Source organism: Streptomyces sp. CA-142005 (assembly GCF_050942335.1).
Classification (GTDB): Bacteria; Actinomycetota; Actinomycetes; order Streptomycetales; family Streptomycetaceae; genus Streptomyces.
The window spans coordinates 1,207,667-1,221,300 of record NZ_CP192078.1 but is presented as its reverse complement, the minus strand read 5'-3'; the positions used below and the strand labels follow the sequence as shown (position 1 = coordinate 1,221,300).

The following is a 13,634-nucleotide window of genomic DNA, read 5'->3' as shown; positions in this document are numbered from 1 at the left end:
TCCGAACTCTGTGACGATTCTCACTGAATTTCGCTTCCCGGTGGAATCGCCAGCCCCCCTTACCCCAGCTGTCCCAGTCGCGCCTCACGCCACAGATCCACGCCGCCGTCGGTCGCGTACTTGTCGATCTCGGCCAGCTCCTCCGCGTCAAAGCGGAGGTTCTCCAGCGCGGCGACGTTCTGTTCCAGCTGCTCGGTGCGGGAGGCCCCGATGACGAGGCTCGTCACCCGCTGGTCGCGCAGCGCCCAGGCCAGCGCCATCTGCGCCAGCGTCTGGCCGCGTCGCGCCGCGATGTCGTTCAGGGCGCGCAGCCGCTGCAGCATGTCGTCCGTCAGCCAGGAGGCGTCGAACGACGTACCCCGGGCCGCCCGCGAGTCCTGCGGCACGCCCTCCAGGTAGCGGCCGGTCAGCAGGCCCTGGGCGAGAGCCGTGAAGCCGATGACGCCGAAACCCTCCTCCTCGGCCGCGTCCAGCAGGCCGTCGGTCTCGATCCAGCGGTTGACCATGCTGTACGACGGCTGGTGGATCAGCAGCGGGGTGCCCAGCTCCCGCAGGATCGCCGCCGCCTGCCGGGTGCGCTCGGCGTCGTAGGAGGAGATGCCGACGTACAGCGCCTTGCCCTGGCGCACGGCCGTGTCGAGCGCCCCCATCGTCTCCTCCAGCGGCGTGGTTGCGTCCAGCCGGTGGGAGTAGAAGATGTCCACGTAGTCCACGCCCATCCGGCGCAGCGACTGGTCCAGCGAGGCCAGCACGTACTTCCGGGAGCCGCCGCCCTGCCCGTAGGGACCGGGCCACATGTCCCAGCCGGCCTTGGTGGAGATCACCAGCTCGTCCCGGTACGGCGCGAGGTCCCGCTGCAGCAGCCTGCCGAAGTTCAGCTCGGCCGCGCCGTACGGCGGACCGTAGTTGTTGGCCAGGTCGTGGTGCGTGATCCCGAGGTCGAAGGCGCGCAGGGCGATCTCGCGCTGGGTCTCGAAGGGACGGTCGTCGCCGAAGTTGTGCCAGTAGCCCAGGGACAGGACGGGCAGGTCCAGCCCCGAGCGGCCGGTGCGCCGGTACTGCATGGTGCCGTCGTAGCGTGTGGGGTCCGCGACGTGGGTCATCGGGTCCTCTCCGGGTGGTGGTGCCGTAGGAGTCGCCCCTCCGCGCGCGGAAGGGCCCGTCCACCCTGCTCCCGCGCGCCGCGCAAGTCCAACCGCCGTACCGGATGGGATTGAGCGGTTCCGTTTCTGAATCGACCGTCGGGGCAGGCGGTGACCGGTGGCGTGAGGGAAGGAGGCGCTCGTGAGCGGTGCCGGTTCGGAGCGGCAGCGGCAGCGGCAGGGTCGGGGCGGCCCGGACACGCCCCAGGCCGTGGCACGGCTGCCCCGCCAGGTCCGCGAGGAGCTGGCCCGCAGGCTCCGCCGCAACCAACGCGCGTTCGGCAAGGACGACGTGCAGGTCGTCGAGCGGCCGCTGCTCCGGCGCGCCGTGGGCGCCTCCGCGCTCGGGAACTGCATGGAGTGGTTCGACTTCGGTGTCTACAGCTACCTCGCCGCCACCATCGGCAAGGTGTTCTTCCCCGGCGCCTCCCCGGCCGCGCAGGTCATCTCCTCGTTCGCGACCTTCGCTGCCGCCTTCGTCGTCCGGCCGCTCGGCGGCCTGTTCTTCGGGCCGCTCGGCGACCGGGTCGGCCGGCAGAAGGTGCTCGCCACCACTATGATCATGATGGCGGTCGGGACCTTCGCCATCGGAGTCGTCCCCGGGTACGCCACGATCGGCATCGCCGCACCCGTACTGCTCCTGCTGGCCCGTATGGTCCAGGGCTTCTCCACCGGCGGGGAGTACGGCGGCGCGACCACCTTCGTCGCCGAGTACTCGCCGGACCGCAGGCGCGGATTCCTCTCCAGCTGGCTCGACTTCGGCACCTTCGTCGGCTACGCCCTCGGCTCGGCCCTGGTCACCGTGCTCAACCTCGCCCTGACGGATGACCAGATGCTGTCCTGGGGCTGGCGCATTCCCTTCCTGATCGCCGGACCGCTCGGCGTGATCGGCCTCTACATGCGACTCAAGCTGGAGGAGTCCCCGGCCTTCCGGCAGCAGCTGGACGAACACGAGAAGGCCGTGGCGCAGGAATCGGCGCGCAGCGAGTTCAAGGACATCATCCGCAGCCACTGGGGCGAACTGCTCGTCTGCGTCGGTCTGGTGCTGCTGTACAACGTCACCAACTACATGGTCACCGGCTATCTGCCGACCTATCAGACCGAGACGCTGCACCGCTCCAGCGGCTCCGCGGACCTCCTGGTGCTCGTCGGCATGCTGTGGATCGTCGTGCTGATCACCTTCATCGGCCGGCTCAGCGACCGCGTCGGCCGGCGCCCGGTCTACGCCGTGGCCGCCGCCGCGATGATCGTGCTGGCCGTTCCCGCGTTCCAGCTGATCAAGGCGCACGGCACCTGGCCGCCGATCCTCGGTGTGCTGCTGCTGGCCACCCTGCTGGCGTGCTTCGCCGCACCGAGCGCGGCCACGCTCCCCGCCCTGTTCCCGACCGCCGTCCGCTACGCCGCGATGGGTATCGGCTTCAACTTCGCCGTGTCCGCTTTCGGCGGCACCACCCCGTTGGTGACCGCCGCGCTGGTCACGGCCACCGGTGACGACCTGATGCCGGCCTACTACCTGATGCTGGCCGGGGTCATCGGCCTGCTGACGGTGAAGTTCCTGCCCGAGACCGCCCAGGTGCCGCTCAAGGGTTCGCAGCCGATGGTCGGTTCGCGGGAGGAGCGGGGCGAACTGATCACGGCGTCCCGGGAGTTGTACGCCTTCGTGCAGCAGCGGGACGGGGCGCGGCGCACCTGAGGCGTGCCTGTCCGAGCCGGCCTCGTTCGATCGTACGAACTTCTGGCGAGCCTGGTTACCGAGCCGTCGCGTGTTTGATAGGAAACTTTCCTACCAATGTCTTGGGACGCGGATCAGCCGGACCAACTACCCACCCCCCACTCCCGCTTGGAGCCCTGTGGTGAACGCAGACCGCGAGACCGCAACCCCCGCCCGCATATCCCGCCGGACCCTCGTCGCCCTGCTCGGCGCAGGCGTCGCCTCCGGCGCCCTGCTCGCCACCCAGCGCGCGATCGCCGCCCCGGCGGCGGCATCGGGCCTCGACGACCCGGCGAAGAAGGAGATCGCCATGGAACTGGTGTCGAGCGCGGAGAACTCCTCGCTCGACTGGAAGGCGCAGTACAAGTACATCGAGGACATCGGCGACGGCCGCGGCTACACCGCCGGCATCATCGGCTTCTGTTCCGGCACCGGCGACATGCTCGACCTGGTCCAGCTGTACGCCGACCGCAAGCCCGGCAACGTCCTCGCCAAGTACCTGCCCGCCCTGCGCAAGGTCAACGGCACCGACTCCCACAGCGGCCTCGACCCCAACTACCCCAAGGACTGGCGCAAGGCCGCCCAGGACACCGTGTTCCAGCAGTGCCAGAACGACGAGCGCGACCGCGTCTACTTCAACCCGGCGGTCGCCCAGGGCAAGGCCGACGGCCTGCGCACCCTCGGCCAGTTCTGCTACTACGACGCCATCGTCATGCACGGTGACGGCGACGACCCGACCAGCTTCCGCAACATCCGGGGGCGGGCCCTGCGCAGCGCCAAGCCGCCGGCGCAGGGCGGCGACGAGACGACGTACCTCAACGCCTTCCTCGACGCCCGGGTCTGGGCCATGAAGCAGGAGGAGGCGCACAGCAACACCAGCCGTGTCGACACCGAGCAGCGGGTCTTCCTGCGCAAGGGCAACCTCGACCTGCGCACCCCGCTCGACTGGAAGGTGTACGGGGACAGTTACCACATCGGCTGACCGGCGGCCGCTAAGAGGCGTGGGGCAGGCCGGCGGGCGCGGGCACCGGAGTCACGGTCCGCCCGGCGGCCTGTCGCGCTGTGATGCGCTGGATCAGGACGATCGCCAGGACGGCGGCCAGGACGTCGAGGGTCTGCGCCACCACGAGCAGCGGCAGCGAGGCGCCGCCGCCCAGGCGCGCGCCCGCCAAGTTCAGCACCCCGTGTCCGATCCAGGCCGCCCACCACACGTTCACGAGGGCGTCCGAGCGGCCGGGGCCGGCGCCGTCAGGCGCGCTCGCGCGGTGAACGTCCTGCACCAGCCCGCGAGGCACCCAGAGGTTGAACACCGGTATCAGCCAGGCGAGGACCGCCCAGGTGACGGAACCGGGAACCCGGCCGGGCGAGAGCAGTTCGGCGTTGCGCCGGCAGCGGGCGAACCACACCAGGAACAACACGATCGCCGCCGTTTCCACGTTCACGAAGATCATCGACACCTGCCCGAAATCGGACGCCGTGGTCGTCTCCGGATGCAGCAGATGAGCACGGGCCGTCAGCGCCCGGACCAGTTCGCCGCCGGCCGCCGCTGCCACGGCGAACTGGGCGCAACGCGCGAGGAACCAAGGAGCCTGGGCGGCGAATGCGGTCACGGCTGAAGACCTGTCTGTGGAAGGCGCCCGGCACGGGCGGCGGAACGGCGCGAAGATCCGAGCACTGGATCATAGGCCGGTGCCCACTCGCGTGTCAGGGCCCTGACGAGGAAAGATGGGCGGTGAGCGATCGATCCGACGACTCGGAGGAACGGACTCATGCCGCACGAGCGAGCCGGCCGGCCGGCCGGTCCAGAGGATCTTGTCGACGTGGCCCGGCTGGTCACGGCGTACTACGCACTGCACCCGGACCCGGCCGACCCGGCACAGCGGGTGGCGTTCGGCACCTCCGGGCACCGGGGCTCGTCCCTGGCGACTGCCTTCAACGAGGACCACATCGCCGCCACCAGCCAGGCCATCTGCGAGTACCGCTCGGCGCAGGGAACCGACGGCCCCCTGTTCCTTGGTGCCGACACCCATGCCCTGTCCGAGCCCGCGAAGGTCACCGCGCTGGAGGTGTTCGCGGCCAACGGCGTCACCGTGCTCATCGACAGCGCCGACGGCTACACGCCGACCCCCGCCGTCTCGCACGCGATCCTCACCCACAACCGGAACCGCACCACCGGACTCGCGGACGGCGTGGTCGTCACCCCCTCCCACAACCCGCCCGCCGACGGCGGCTTCAAGTACAACCCGCCGAGCGGCGGCCCGGCTGCCTCCGACGCCACCTCCTGGATCCAGGACCGGGCCAACGAGATCATCACCGGCGGCCTGAAGGACGTATGCCGACTGCCGTACGCACGGGCGCTCGCCGCGGAGACGACCGGGCGGTACGACTTCCTCGGCGCGTACGTCGGCGATCTGCCGAGCGTGCTGGACCTGGACGCGATCCGCGCGGCCGGTGTGCGCATCGGCGCCGACCCGCTCGGCGGGGCCTCCGTCGCCTACTGGGGGCGCATCGCCGGACAGCACGGCATCGACCTCACCGTGGTCAACCCGCACACCGATCCCACCTGGCGGTTCATGACGCTGGACTGGGACGGCCAGATCCGCATGGACTGCTCCTCGCCGTACGCGATGGCCTCCCTCATCGAGCAGCGCGACCGGTTCCGCATCGCCACCGGCAACGACGCCGACGCCGACCGGCACGGCATCGTCACCCCGGACGCGGGCCTGATGAACCCCAACCACTACCTCGCGGTCGCCATCTCCTACCTGTACCGCCACCGGGACCAGTGGCCGGCCGGTGCCGGCATCGGCAAGACGCTGGTCTCCTCCACGATGATCGACCGGGTCGCCGCCGACCTCGGCCGTCGACTGGTCGAAGTTCCGGTCGGGTTCAAGTGGTTCGTGGACGGACTGGTCTGCGGTGCCATCGGGTTCGGCGGCGAAGAGTCCGCCGGCGCCTCCTTCCTGCGCCGCGACGGCTCGGTGTGGACCACCGACAAGGACGGCATCATCCTGGCCCTGCTCGCCTCCGAGATCACGGCCGTCACGGACCGGACCCCCTCGGAGCACTACGCCGACCTGACGGCCCGCTTCGGCGAACCCGCCTACGCCCGCATCGACGCGCCCGCGACCCGCGAACAGAAGGCGCTGCTCGGCAAGTTGTCACCCGCTCAGGTGACCGCCGACACGCTCGCCGGGGAGGCCGTCACGGGCGTCCTGACCGAGGCGCCCGGCAACGGCGCCGCGATCGGCGGTATCAAGGTCACCACGGAGAACGCCTGGTTCGCGGCCCGCCCTTCGGGCACCGAGGACGTGTACAAGGTCTACGCCGAGTCCTTCCTCGGCCCCGACCACCTCGCCCGGGTGCAGCAGGAGGCCCAGGCCGTGGTGCTGGGCGCGCTCGACGGCTGAGTCAACTGCGGGCGGCCTCCGCGAAGGGGCCGGGCCGACCCGGTGCGCGTGCCGGACCGACGGCAGGTGCCGAGGGCGGCCCGGCACGCGGCGACGACCCTTGCGGCGCGCCGGGGCCGGGTGCGCCGGCGGCGCGGTCCGGCCCTGACAACGGGTCCGGCCACGACCCGGGAGCCCCGGCCCCTGCGACGAGGCCCAGCCCTGCCAAAGTCCGGCCCGGCCTCGCGGGGCCGTCCCGCTCCGCCACAGAATCCGGCCCGGCCCGGTCAGTCGCGGCCCCGGCCCTCCTCCAGCCTGTTCAGCACCGCCTGTGCCATGGCTTGCTCTCCCTTGGCGTTGGGGTGCGCCGGGGCGGCGGGCGCGGCCGGCTGGAGGGGTTCGATCCAGCGGTCCGCGGGCGCCTTGCACATGTCGTGCCCGACCGTGGGGCCGTAAGTGTCCACGTACTCGGCCCGGTTCACCCCGGCCACCAGGCGCAGCATCAGGTTCAGCCGCTTCTCGGTGTCCCGCAGGTAGGGGAAGTCCTTCTGCGCGAACGGCACCTGCGGGAAGCAGCCGCTGCCGTCGTCGGGCAGCAGGTCCGGGTAGCCGACGACGACCACGCGCGCGTGCGGCGCCCTCGCGTGGACGGCCCGCAGCACCCGGTCGACCTTGGGCGCGGCCTGTGCGATCGCGAGGGCCAGCTGGTCGTAGCCGGACGCCTTGTACGAGCGCTCGCAGGGGTTGCCCGTCGGGTCCTGGGCGGCCAGGTGGGCACAGGTGTTGATGATCGGGCCGAAGCCGACGTCGTTGCCGCCGATCTGCACCGTCACCAGGTCCGTGTCCCGGTGCACGGCGTCGAGCTGGGGTGCGTTGGTGCCCTGCGCCTGCCACATCTCGGCGGTCGTCGCTCCGGCACAGCTGACGTCCTCGAAGGTGCTCACCTGACGCCCGTCCGCCACCAGCGAGGGGTAATCGTGGTCGGAGCGGGCGCAGTTGGCGTCCGCCTGCTGCGGGATGCCGGGACCCGAGGTGTAGGAGTCGCCGAGGGCGACGTAGTCGATGCCGTGTCCGTGTCCCGCGGAGTGCGCGGAGGCCGGTGCCGTGGCGGCCGCGACGAGGACGCAACCGCCCAGCGCCGCCCCCACTACGGCGGCTCCCCGCCGGCCTCTCGCCCCGCCCGCCGCACCCGTGCCGTTCGCCATGGATCCTCCCCCTGAGGCCGTTTCATCGCACGGCGCCGGCTCCGCGGAGCGGCCCTCGCGCTTTCGACTGGGTCTGTATACCGTCCGGTAGGTCTCGCGGACCAGAAGCGGGAAGCAATGAGTTCAGGCGCTGTCGGGGAGCAGGTCATGGGATTCGGGTACAAGACGTCCTGGCTCGGGGTGCGCGGTGCCACGGTGGCGGAGGTCGCCGACGCGCTCGCGCTGGGCGGTCGGCGCGAGGTCGGCTGGACCGAGGGCACCGAGGCCGCCTACCGCGAGGGCGTCTACGTCGCCGGTCCCGTCGACGGCTGGACCCTCGCCCACGGTCGAGTCGATCTCACCCCGGGTCGGGGCCCCGAAGGCCCGGACTTCCCCGACTGGCTGCTCGCCCTCGCGGCCCGCCTGGGCGACCTGCAGTTCTTCTGCACGGACCGTGTCGGCGACTGCCACGCCTGGGCCAAGGTGGAGGAGGGCCGGCTGGTCCGGGCCTACTGCTATCACGGCGCACACGGCGACGTGCCCTTCCACCTCGGCGAACCCACTCCCGTCGAACGGGAGTCGGGGGTCGGGACGCGTTGGCTGGAGGACGGCTGGGAGGAGTGGGAGGAGTCCGACTGGGACGAGTGGCACGCCGCCATGCCGAACGAGCAGGACGTCATGACCATCGCCCGGGACTGGGGAATCTGCCCGCTCGACATCCCGGACGACGACGCCCTCGCCGGGCCGGGCGTCCACGGGTTTCCGGCGGGAGGGAGGGCAAGGAGGTGAGCGGCGGGCTCGGCTTCCAACGCCTTTCCGCGGAAGGGCTGTTGGGTGAACCGCGCGATTCCTGGGCCGAGTTGAGCCCATCGCCGACCGCGGCGGGCGGATGACGTGCGGGAACGTGTGCGAGGCTGGTGCGGGTCAGCATCCGTACCACGGAGGAGCCCTGCCGGTATGGCCATCATCCACCACACCACGCTCAAGCCCACAAAGCTGGAGCTGCTCACCGACTGGCTGCCCTCGCGCCCCTGGTACCGCGGCGGTCCGGGCGCCCCGGTGCTGACCAAGTCCGGTGGCTTCCGGCTGGACGACCCGGAGGGCGAGGTCGGCATCGAGTTCATGGTGACCACCGACACCTCCCCCCCCGAACCGACCGCCTACATGGTCCCGTTGACCTATCGCGGCGCGCCGCTGGAGGGGTCGGAGCACGCACTGGTGGGCACGTTGGAGCACGGCGTACTCGGCAAGCGCTGGGTGTACGACGGCTGCCACGACCCGGTGCTGGTCGCCGAGTTGCTGTCGCTGATCGAGGGCAGGGCCCAGGCGCAGGCCCAGAGCGTCGACGGTGCCCCCGACCCCGAGGTGATCCGCTCCTGCACCGGCGGCCCCTTCACCCTGGACGGCTTCAGCGCCGAGCCGGCCGACGACCAGGAGGGCACCCGCATCCCCGCCCCGCACGGCACGGTCCTCCACGTCCACCGGGTCCTGGACCCCGTCCCCGAGAACACGCCCCCGTGCCCGGTGGGAGCGGTCGGCCATGTGGCGCGCGGCTGGCAGGACCCGCAGGGCACCGTGCTGACGGCGGTCTTCGTGACGTTGCGCACCGACTGACCGGCGCCTTCACGCAAAGCGCCGCCACGCTTCTGGCATGGTCCGGTCAAATCTGGCACTCTCTCAAAAGTCCGGCATCCCGCGCCCGACCCCATAAGGGCGCGGCGCACCTGCCGGTGCAGCGATCGCGCAACCCCCGTCAGCGGCCGCCCCGGCGTACCCCAGCCGGCCGGCGGCCATCGAGCAGGCCGGGAATCCCGGCCGCCGCAAAGGAGTAGCGTGTGAGATCGACCCCCCACAAGGTCCTCGGCGCCGGTGCGCTCACCGTCGCCGTCGTGGCCGCCCTCGTGCTCCCCGGCACGCCCGCCGCGGCCCGGCCGGCCGCGGCACCCGCCGCCTGTACTCCGGCGCAGGTCGTCGGCAACGGCGGCTTCGAGAACGGGACTTCGCCCTGGTCGGCGTCCTCCTCCACCGTCATCACCAGCCGCTTGGGACAGACCGCCCACGGCGGCAGCTCCTACGCCTGGCTGGACGGAGTCGGCGGCACCCATACGGACACCCTCAGCCAGAGCGTCACCATCCCGGCCGGCTGCGACGCGGCCACCCTCACCTTCTGGCTGCACATCGACACCGACGAGACCACCTCCTCCGTCGCGTACGACAAGCTCACGGCCAAGATCGGCAGCACCACGCTGGCCACCTACTCGAACCTCGACGACACCACCGGGTACGTCCGGAAGTCGATCGACGTGTCGGCGTACGCCGGGCAGAGCGTCACCCTCTCCTTCACCGGGACCGAGGACTCCAGCCTCCAGACGAGCTTCGTCCTCGACGACGTCGCGCTCGACACCTCCGGCGGCAGCGTGCCCCCGCCGGGCGACTCCACGCGCACCCCGGCCTCGCCCTCGTACACCGTGAACCTCAGCAGCGACACGAGCGGCACGGTCTGGACCGGGCACGAGAGCGCGACCTTCAGCAACGCCTCCGCCACCGCGCTGAACGAGGTCTATCTGAGGCTGTGGGACAACTACCACGGCACCTGCGACGCCATGCCGATCCGGGTCACGAACGTGACCGGCGGCACCGCGGGCGCGCCCTCCGTGGACTGCACCGCGCTCAAGATCGCTCTGCCGGCCCCGCTCGCCCAGGGCCAGAGCGCCACCATCGGCTTCGACCTCGGCATCACCGTGCCCAGCGGCGCCGACCGGTTCGGCCACGACGGCGCCTACAGCTTCATCGGCAACGCCCTGCCCGTCCTCGCGGTCCGCGACGGCGCCGGCTGGCACCTCGACCCGTACACGGACAACGGCGAGTCGTTCTACTCCCTGGCCGCCGACTTCAAGGTGACCCTGGACCACCCCAGCGGCCTACTGGTGCCGGCCACGGGCACCTCCGCCGACACGCCCGGTTCCAGCGGCCGTACGGTCACGACGGCGACGGCGCCGAAGGTCCGTGACTTCGCCTGGGCGGCCGGGCCCTTCGCCAAGATCTCCGGCACCTCGGCGGCCGGTGTCGCGGTGAACGTCTACTCGGTCTCGGGCATCAGTTCCTCCAGCGCCCAGTCCATGCTGAGCACCGCCAAGAGCGCCGTGGACGCCCACGCGGCCCGCTTCGGCGCCTATCCCTACGGCGAACTGGACGCCGTGATCGACAACAACTACTGGTTCGGCGGCATGGAGTACCCGGGGTTCGTCCTGGACGTGGTCAGCACCACCGCCCTCACCCACGAGATCGGCCACCAGTGGTGGTACGGCATCGTCGGTGACGACGAGTACAACAGCCCCTGGCTGGACGAGGCGTTCACGGACTACGCCACCGACCTCGCCCTCGGCAAGACCGGCGGCAACTGCTGGAGCAGCGTCTCCTGGGCCTCCAGCGCCGAGAAGATCACCAACTCCATGGCCTACTGGGACGCGCACTCCTCGCGCTATTCCACCGTCGTCTACGGCTACGGCAAGTGCGCCCTGCACGACCTGCGCCGCGTCCTCGGCGACACCGCGATGAGCAAGCTGCTGAAGGACTACGCGACCGCCCACTGGTACGGCGTGTCCACCACGGCCGAGTTCAAGGCCGCCGCCCAGGCCGCCACGAGCACCGACCTCACCTCCTTCTGGACCCAGCACCGCATCGACGGCTGATCCGGCGAGGGGCCGGTCGTGGGACGCACCCCCGGGTGACTCCCACGACCGGCCCGTACGCCACCCGGGGGCCACCCATACGGACCAAACGCGGCCGAAGATGGCTTCGTTGGCGGTACCCGGAGTGCGGTACGGCCCGACCACGGGTCAGATGGTTTCCGTGCGAAGCTCCATATCCCTTCAGCGCGGCCGCTCACGCCTTGCCCTCACGGGCACCCTGACCGGCCTCCTCCTCGCCCTGTCCAGCCCCGCGGCCCAGTCCGACTCGGCCCCGGACACACCCCCGCGCGGCAGCGCGTACATGGGCATGGGCGTCCTGGCCCATGACGGACGCGGCCCCTACGAGTCGGCCACCACCCGGGGGAGCCAGACCGAAGGAGTCGACGTCTCCAGCCACCAGCGTGACGTCGACTGGCCGACCCTGTCGGCCGACGGCACCACCTGGGCGTACGCGAAGGCCACCGAGGGCTCCTCTTACACCAACCCCTACTTCGCCCAGCAGTACGACGGCCCGTACAGCCTGGGCATGGTCCGCGGGGCGTACCACTTCGCCACCCCCGACTCGGCCGGCGGTGCCGCGCAGGCCGACTACTTCCTGGCGCACGGCGGCGGTTGGACCGCCGACGGCAGGACATTGCCGGGCGCGCTCGACATCGAGTGGAACCCCTACGGCGACGCCTGCTACGGCAAGTCCAAGAGCGGCATGGTCGGCTGGATCCGCGACTTCCTGAACCGCTACAAGTCCCGCACCGGACGGGACGCCGTCATCTACACGGCGACCAGCTGGTGGACCCAGTGCACCGGCGACTACGCCGGTTTCGGCGGCAACCCGCTGTGGATCGCCCGCTATGCCTCGACCGCGGGGACGCTGCCGTCGGGCTGGTCGTCGTACACCATGTGGCAGTACACGTCCTCCGGCAAGACCGTCGGCGACCACGACCGCTTCAACGGCCCCTTGGACCAGCTGAAGTCCTTCGCGGCCAGCTGACGCCGCGCCGGGCACCCCCGGCGCGGCGTCAGGATCGGGCGCAGAGGGCAGCATTCGAACCTGCGCGGACCGTTCCGGCCCAGGCACGCGTACCCACCTGTCATCCCTGGTGGCCGTGTGCGAAGAGCACGCGAAGGGCCAGTGCCGTCATGACGGCACTGGATGCCAGGGCCGTGAGGAGCCGCCCGCGGCTGCCGGTCAGGAGCCGGCCGAGCAAGGCTCCGCCGCCGGCCAGGAGGAGTTGCCAGCTGGCCGACGCCGCGAAGGCGGCCAGGACGAACACGGCCCGTTCGAGGTGGTCCGGTGCCGCCGAGGTCTGGCTGCCCAGCACCAGAGCCGCGAAGTAGACCACGGTGAGGGGGTTCATCATCGTGACGCCCCACAGACCCAGGAAGGCCCGGGCGGGGCGGAGGGGAGTCTCGTCGGCACGGGAGGCCGTCCGCGGCGTGCGGTGGTGGGCGATCGCCGTTGCCGCGCCGTGGACCGCCAGCACGACGAGCACCGCTCCGGCGGTCCAGCGCAGGGGATGCACGATCGGCTCGACGGCGTGCGTCAGCGCGGAGCCGCCGAGCACGGCGATCAGCGCGTAGAGGCCGTCGGCCGTAGCGACCCCCAGGGCGGCACACGCGCCGATCCGCAACGAGGTCCGAGCGGTCAACGCCACCAGATACGTCCCGACGGCCCCCACGGGCACGGCGATGCCGTAGCCCGCGAGAAGCCCCGCGACCAGTGCCGCGGTCATGCGTGCGCGGGCGTAGGCCTCCGCCGGGGGCCGCGCTGCTGTCGGCCGCTCACCGATCGGTCGGCGGCGGTGGACGGCAGGAAGGCGGTCAGCGAAATCATGCGCTGATCGTGGCGGCAGTGCGGCCGCCCGGACAACTTCTTTTCGGCGGTGGCAGGCGCAGGGTGTCCCGCTGCGACCGCCCCGCCTCAGCGGCAGGCCGGCGCCGTCGTAGGCTCGCTGTGTGTTCCAGGTCGAAATCCTCCAGCTGCTGGTCTCCCCGGTGCACCGGCTCGCGGGCCGGCCGGGCGACGGAATGCCCGAACTGCCCTCCGGGGAACTGGTGACGACCGCAGAGGTGCGCGCCGGGCTGGGGCTCGTCGGCGACCGGTACTTCAACCAGGCCGCCCACCGCAACGCCTCGATCACCCTCATGGCCGTCGAACGGCTTCCGCAGTCGGGTCCGCACCCGGCGGACCTGCTGCGCACCCGGCGCAACGTCCTGCTGCGCGGCATCGACATCGACGCCTGCATCGGCGCGACCGTCTTCCTCGACAGCGGCACCGGTCCCGTGGAACTCGAGGTGCGCAGCGCGGCCAGGCCCTGTGCCTGGATGGACAGCACCCTCGGCCCCGGCGCGCAGCGCGCGCTGCGCGGCGGCGGGGGAGTGCGCTGCCGCCCCCTGACCGACGGCATCCTCACCGTGGGGCCGGCCCTGTTCGGGGTGCGCGAGCCGGGCCACGCCTAGGCAGCCCTGCTCGATGAGCCGGTGATGCCGGAACCGCCTACCGTGGGTGCGGGGGGCCG

At 71.5% G+C, this 13,634-nt stretch carries 12 protein-coding genes; 8 read left to right on the top strand and 4 right to left on the bottom strand.

Annotation, left to right across the window (positions count from 1 at the left end; genetic code table 11):
• Positions 1-59: 59 nt before the first annotated feature.
• Positions 60-1,103, bottom strand: coding sequence for an L-glyceraldehyde 3-phosphate reductase (mgrA, locus tag ACQPXS_RS06020; RefSeq protein WP_433447665.1), 1,044 nt, complete (start codon positions 1,101-1,103; stop codon positions 60-62).
• Positions 1,104-1,284: 181 nt separating this feature from the next.
• Here mgrA and proP point away from each other — a divergent pair, with 181 nt between their 5' ends.
• The gene (gene proP / locus ACQPXS_RS06015) at positions 1,285-2,835 is read left to right on the top strand and encodes a glycine betaine/L-proline transporter ProP (protein WP_433447663.1); all 1,551 of its coding nucleotides are present in this window, start codon (positions 1,285-1,287) and stop codon (positions 2,833-2,835) included.
• A 157-nt stretch (positions 2,836-2,992) separates the two neighbouring features.
• The gene (locus tag ACQPXS_RS06010; protein WP_433447661.1) at positions 2,993-3,835 is read left to right on the top strand and encodes a chitosanase; all 843 of its coding nucleotides are present in this window, start codon (positions 2,993-2,995) and stop codon (positions 3,833-3,835) included.
• Positions 3,836-3,845: 10 nt separating this feature from the next.
• On the opposite strand, the gene ACQPXS_RS06005 is transcribed toward ACQPXS_RS06010, so the two are convergent.
• Positions 3,846-4,463, bottom strand: a complete 618-nt coding sequence (locus ACQPXS_RS06005) for a DUF4328 domain-containing protein (RefSeq protein WP_433447659.1) — start codon at positions 4,461-4,463, stop codon at positions 3,846-3,848.
• A 159-nt stretch (positions 4,464-4,622) separates the two neighbouring features.
• On the opposite strand from ACQPXS_RS06005, the gene pgm reads away from it, so the two are divergent.
• A complete protein-coding gene (gene pgm / locus ACQPXS_RS06000; RefSeq protein WP_433447656.1) occupies positions 4,623-6,263 on the top strand; it encodes a phosphoglucomutase (alpha-D-glucose-1,6-bisphosphate-dependent) in 1,641 nt (546 codons plus the stop codon).
• A gap of 266 nt (positions 6,264-6,529) precedes the next feature.
• Here the strand turns inward: pgm and ACQPXS_RS05995 are convergent, their stop codons facing one another.
• The gene (locus ACQPXS_RS05995; protein ID WP_433447654.1) at positions 6,530-7,447 is read right to left on the bottom strand and encodes an SGNH/GDSL hydrolase family protein; all 918 of its coding nucleotides are present in this window, start codon (positions 7,445-7,447) and stop codon (positions 6,530-6,532) included.
• A gap of 147 nt (positions 7,448-7,594) precedes the next feature.
• On the opposite strand from ACQPXS_RS05995, the gene ACQPXS_RS05990 reads away from it, so the two are divergent.
• The 4 genes from ACQPXS_RS05990 to ACQPXS_RS05975 all read left to right on the top strand — a co-directional run bounded on the left by ACQPXS_RS05990 (position 7,595) and on the right by ACQPXS_RS05975 (position 12,106).
• Positions 7,595-8,215, top strand: a complete 621-nt coding sequence (locus ACQPXS_RS05990) for a hypothetical protein (protein WP_433447651.1) — start codon at positions 7,595-7,597, stop codon at positions 8,213-8,215.
• Between the two features lie 168 nt (positions 8,216-8,383).
• Positions 8,384-9,040, top strand: coding sequence for a maltokinase N-terminal cap-like domain-containing protein (locus tag ACQPXS_RS05985; protein WP_433447649.1), 657 nt, complete (start codon positions 8,384-8,386; stop codon positions 9,038-9,040).
• A gap of 221 nt (positions 9,041-9,261) precedes the next feature.
• Entirely contained in the window at positions 9,262-11,118 is a 1,857-nt protein-coding gene (locus ACQPXS_RS05980; RefSeq protein WP_433447647.1) for a M1 family aminopeptidase, read from the top strand.
• A 151-nt stretch (positions 11,119-11,269) separates the two neighbouring features.
• On the top strand, positions 11,270-12,106 hold the full coding sequence (locus ACQPXS_RS05975) for a lysozyme (protein ID WP_433447645.1): 837 nt from the start codon (positions 11,270-11,272) through the stop codon (positions 12,104-12,106).
• A 100-nt stretch (positions 12,107-12,206) separates the two neighbouring features.
• Here the strand turns inward: ACQPXS_RS05975 and ACQPXS_RS05970 are convergent, their stop codons facing one another.
• A complete protein-coding gene (locus ACQPXS_RS05970; RefSeq protein WP_433447643.1) occupies positions 12,207-12,848 on the bottom strand; it encodes a LysE family transporter in 642 nt (213 codons plus the stop codon).
• Between the two features lie 223 nt (positions 12,849-13,071).
• On the opposite strand from ACQPXS_RS05970, the gene ACQPXS_RS05965 reads away from it, so the two are divergent.
• Positions 13,072-13,575: a molybdenum cofactor biosysynthesis protein gene (locus tag ACQPXS_RS05965; RefSeq protein WP_433447641.1), complete on the top strand. Its 504-nt coding sequence runs from the start codon at positions 13,072-13,074 to the stop codon at positions 13,573-13,575.
• Positions 13,576-13,634: the final 59 nt, after the last annotated feature.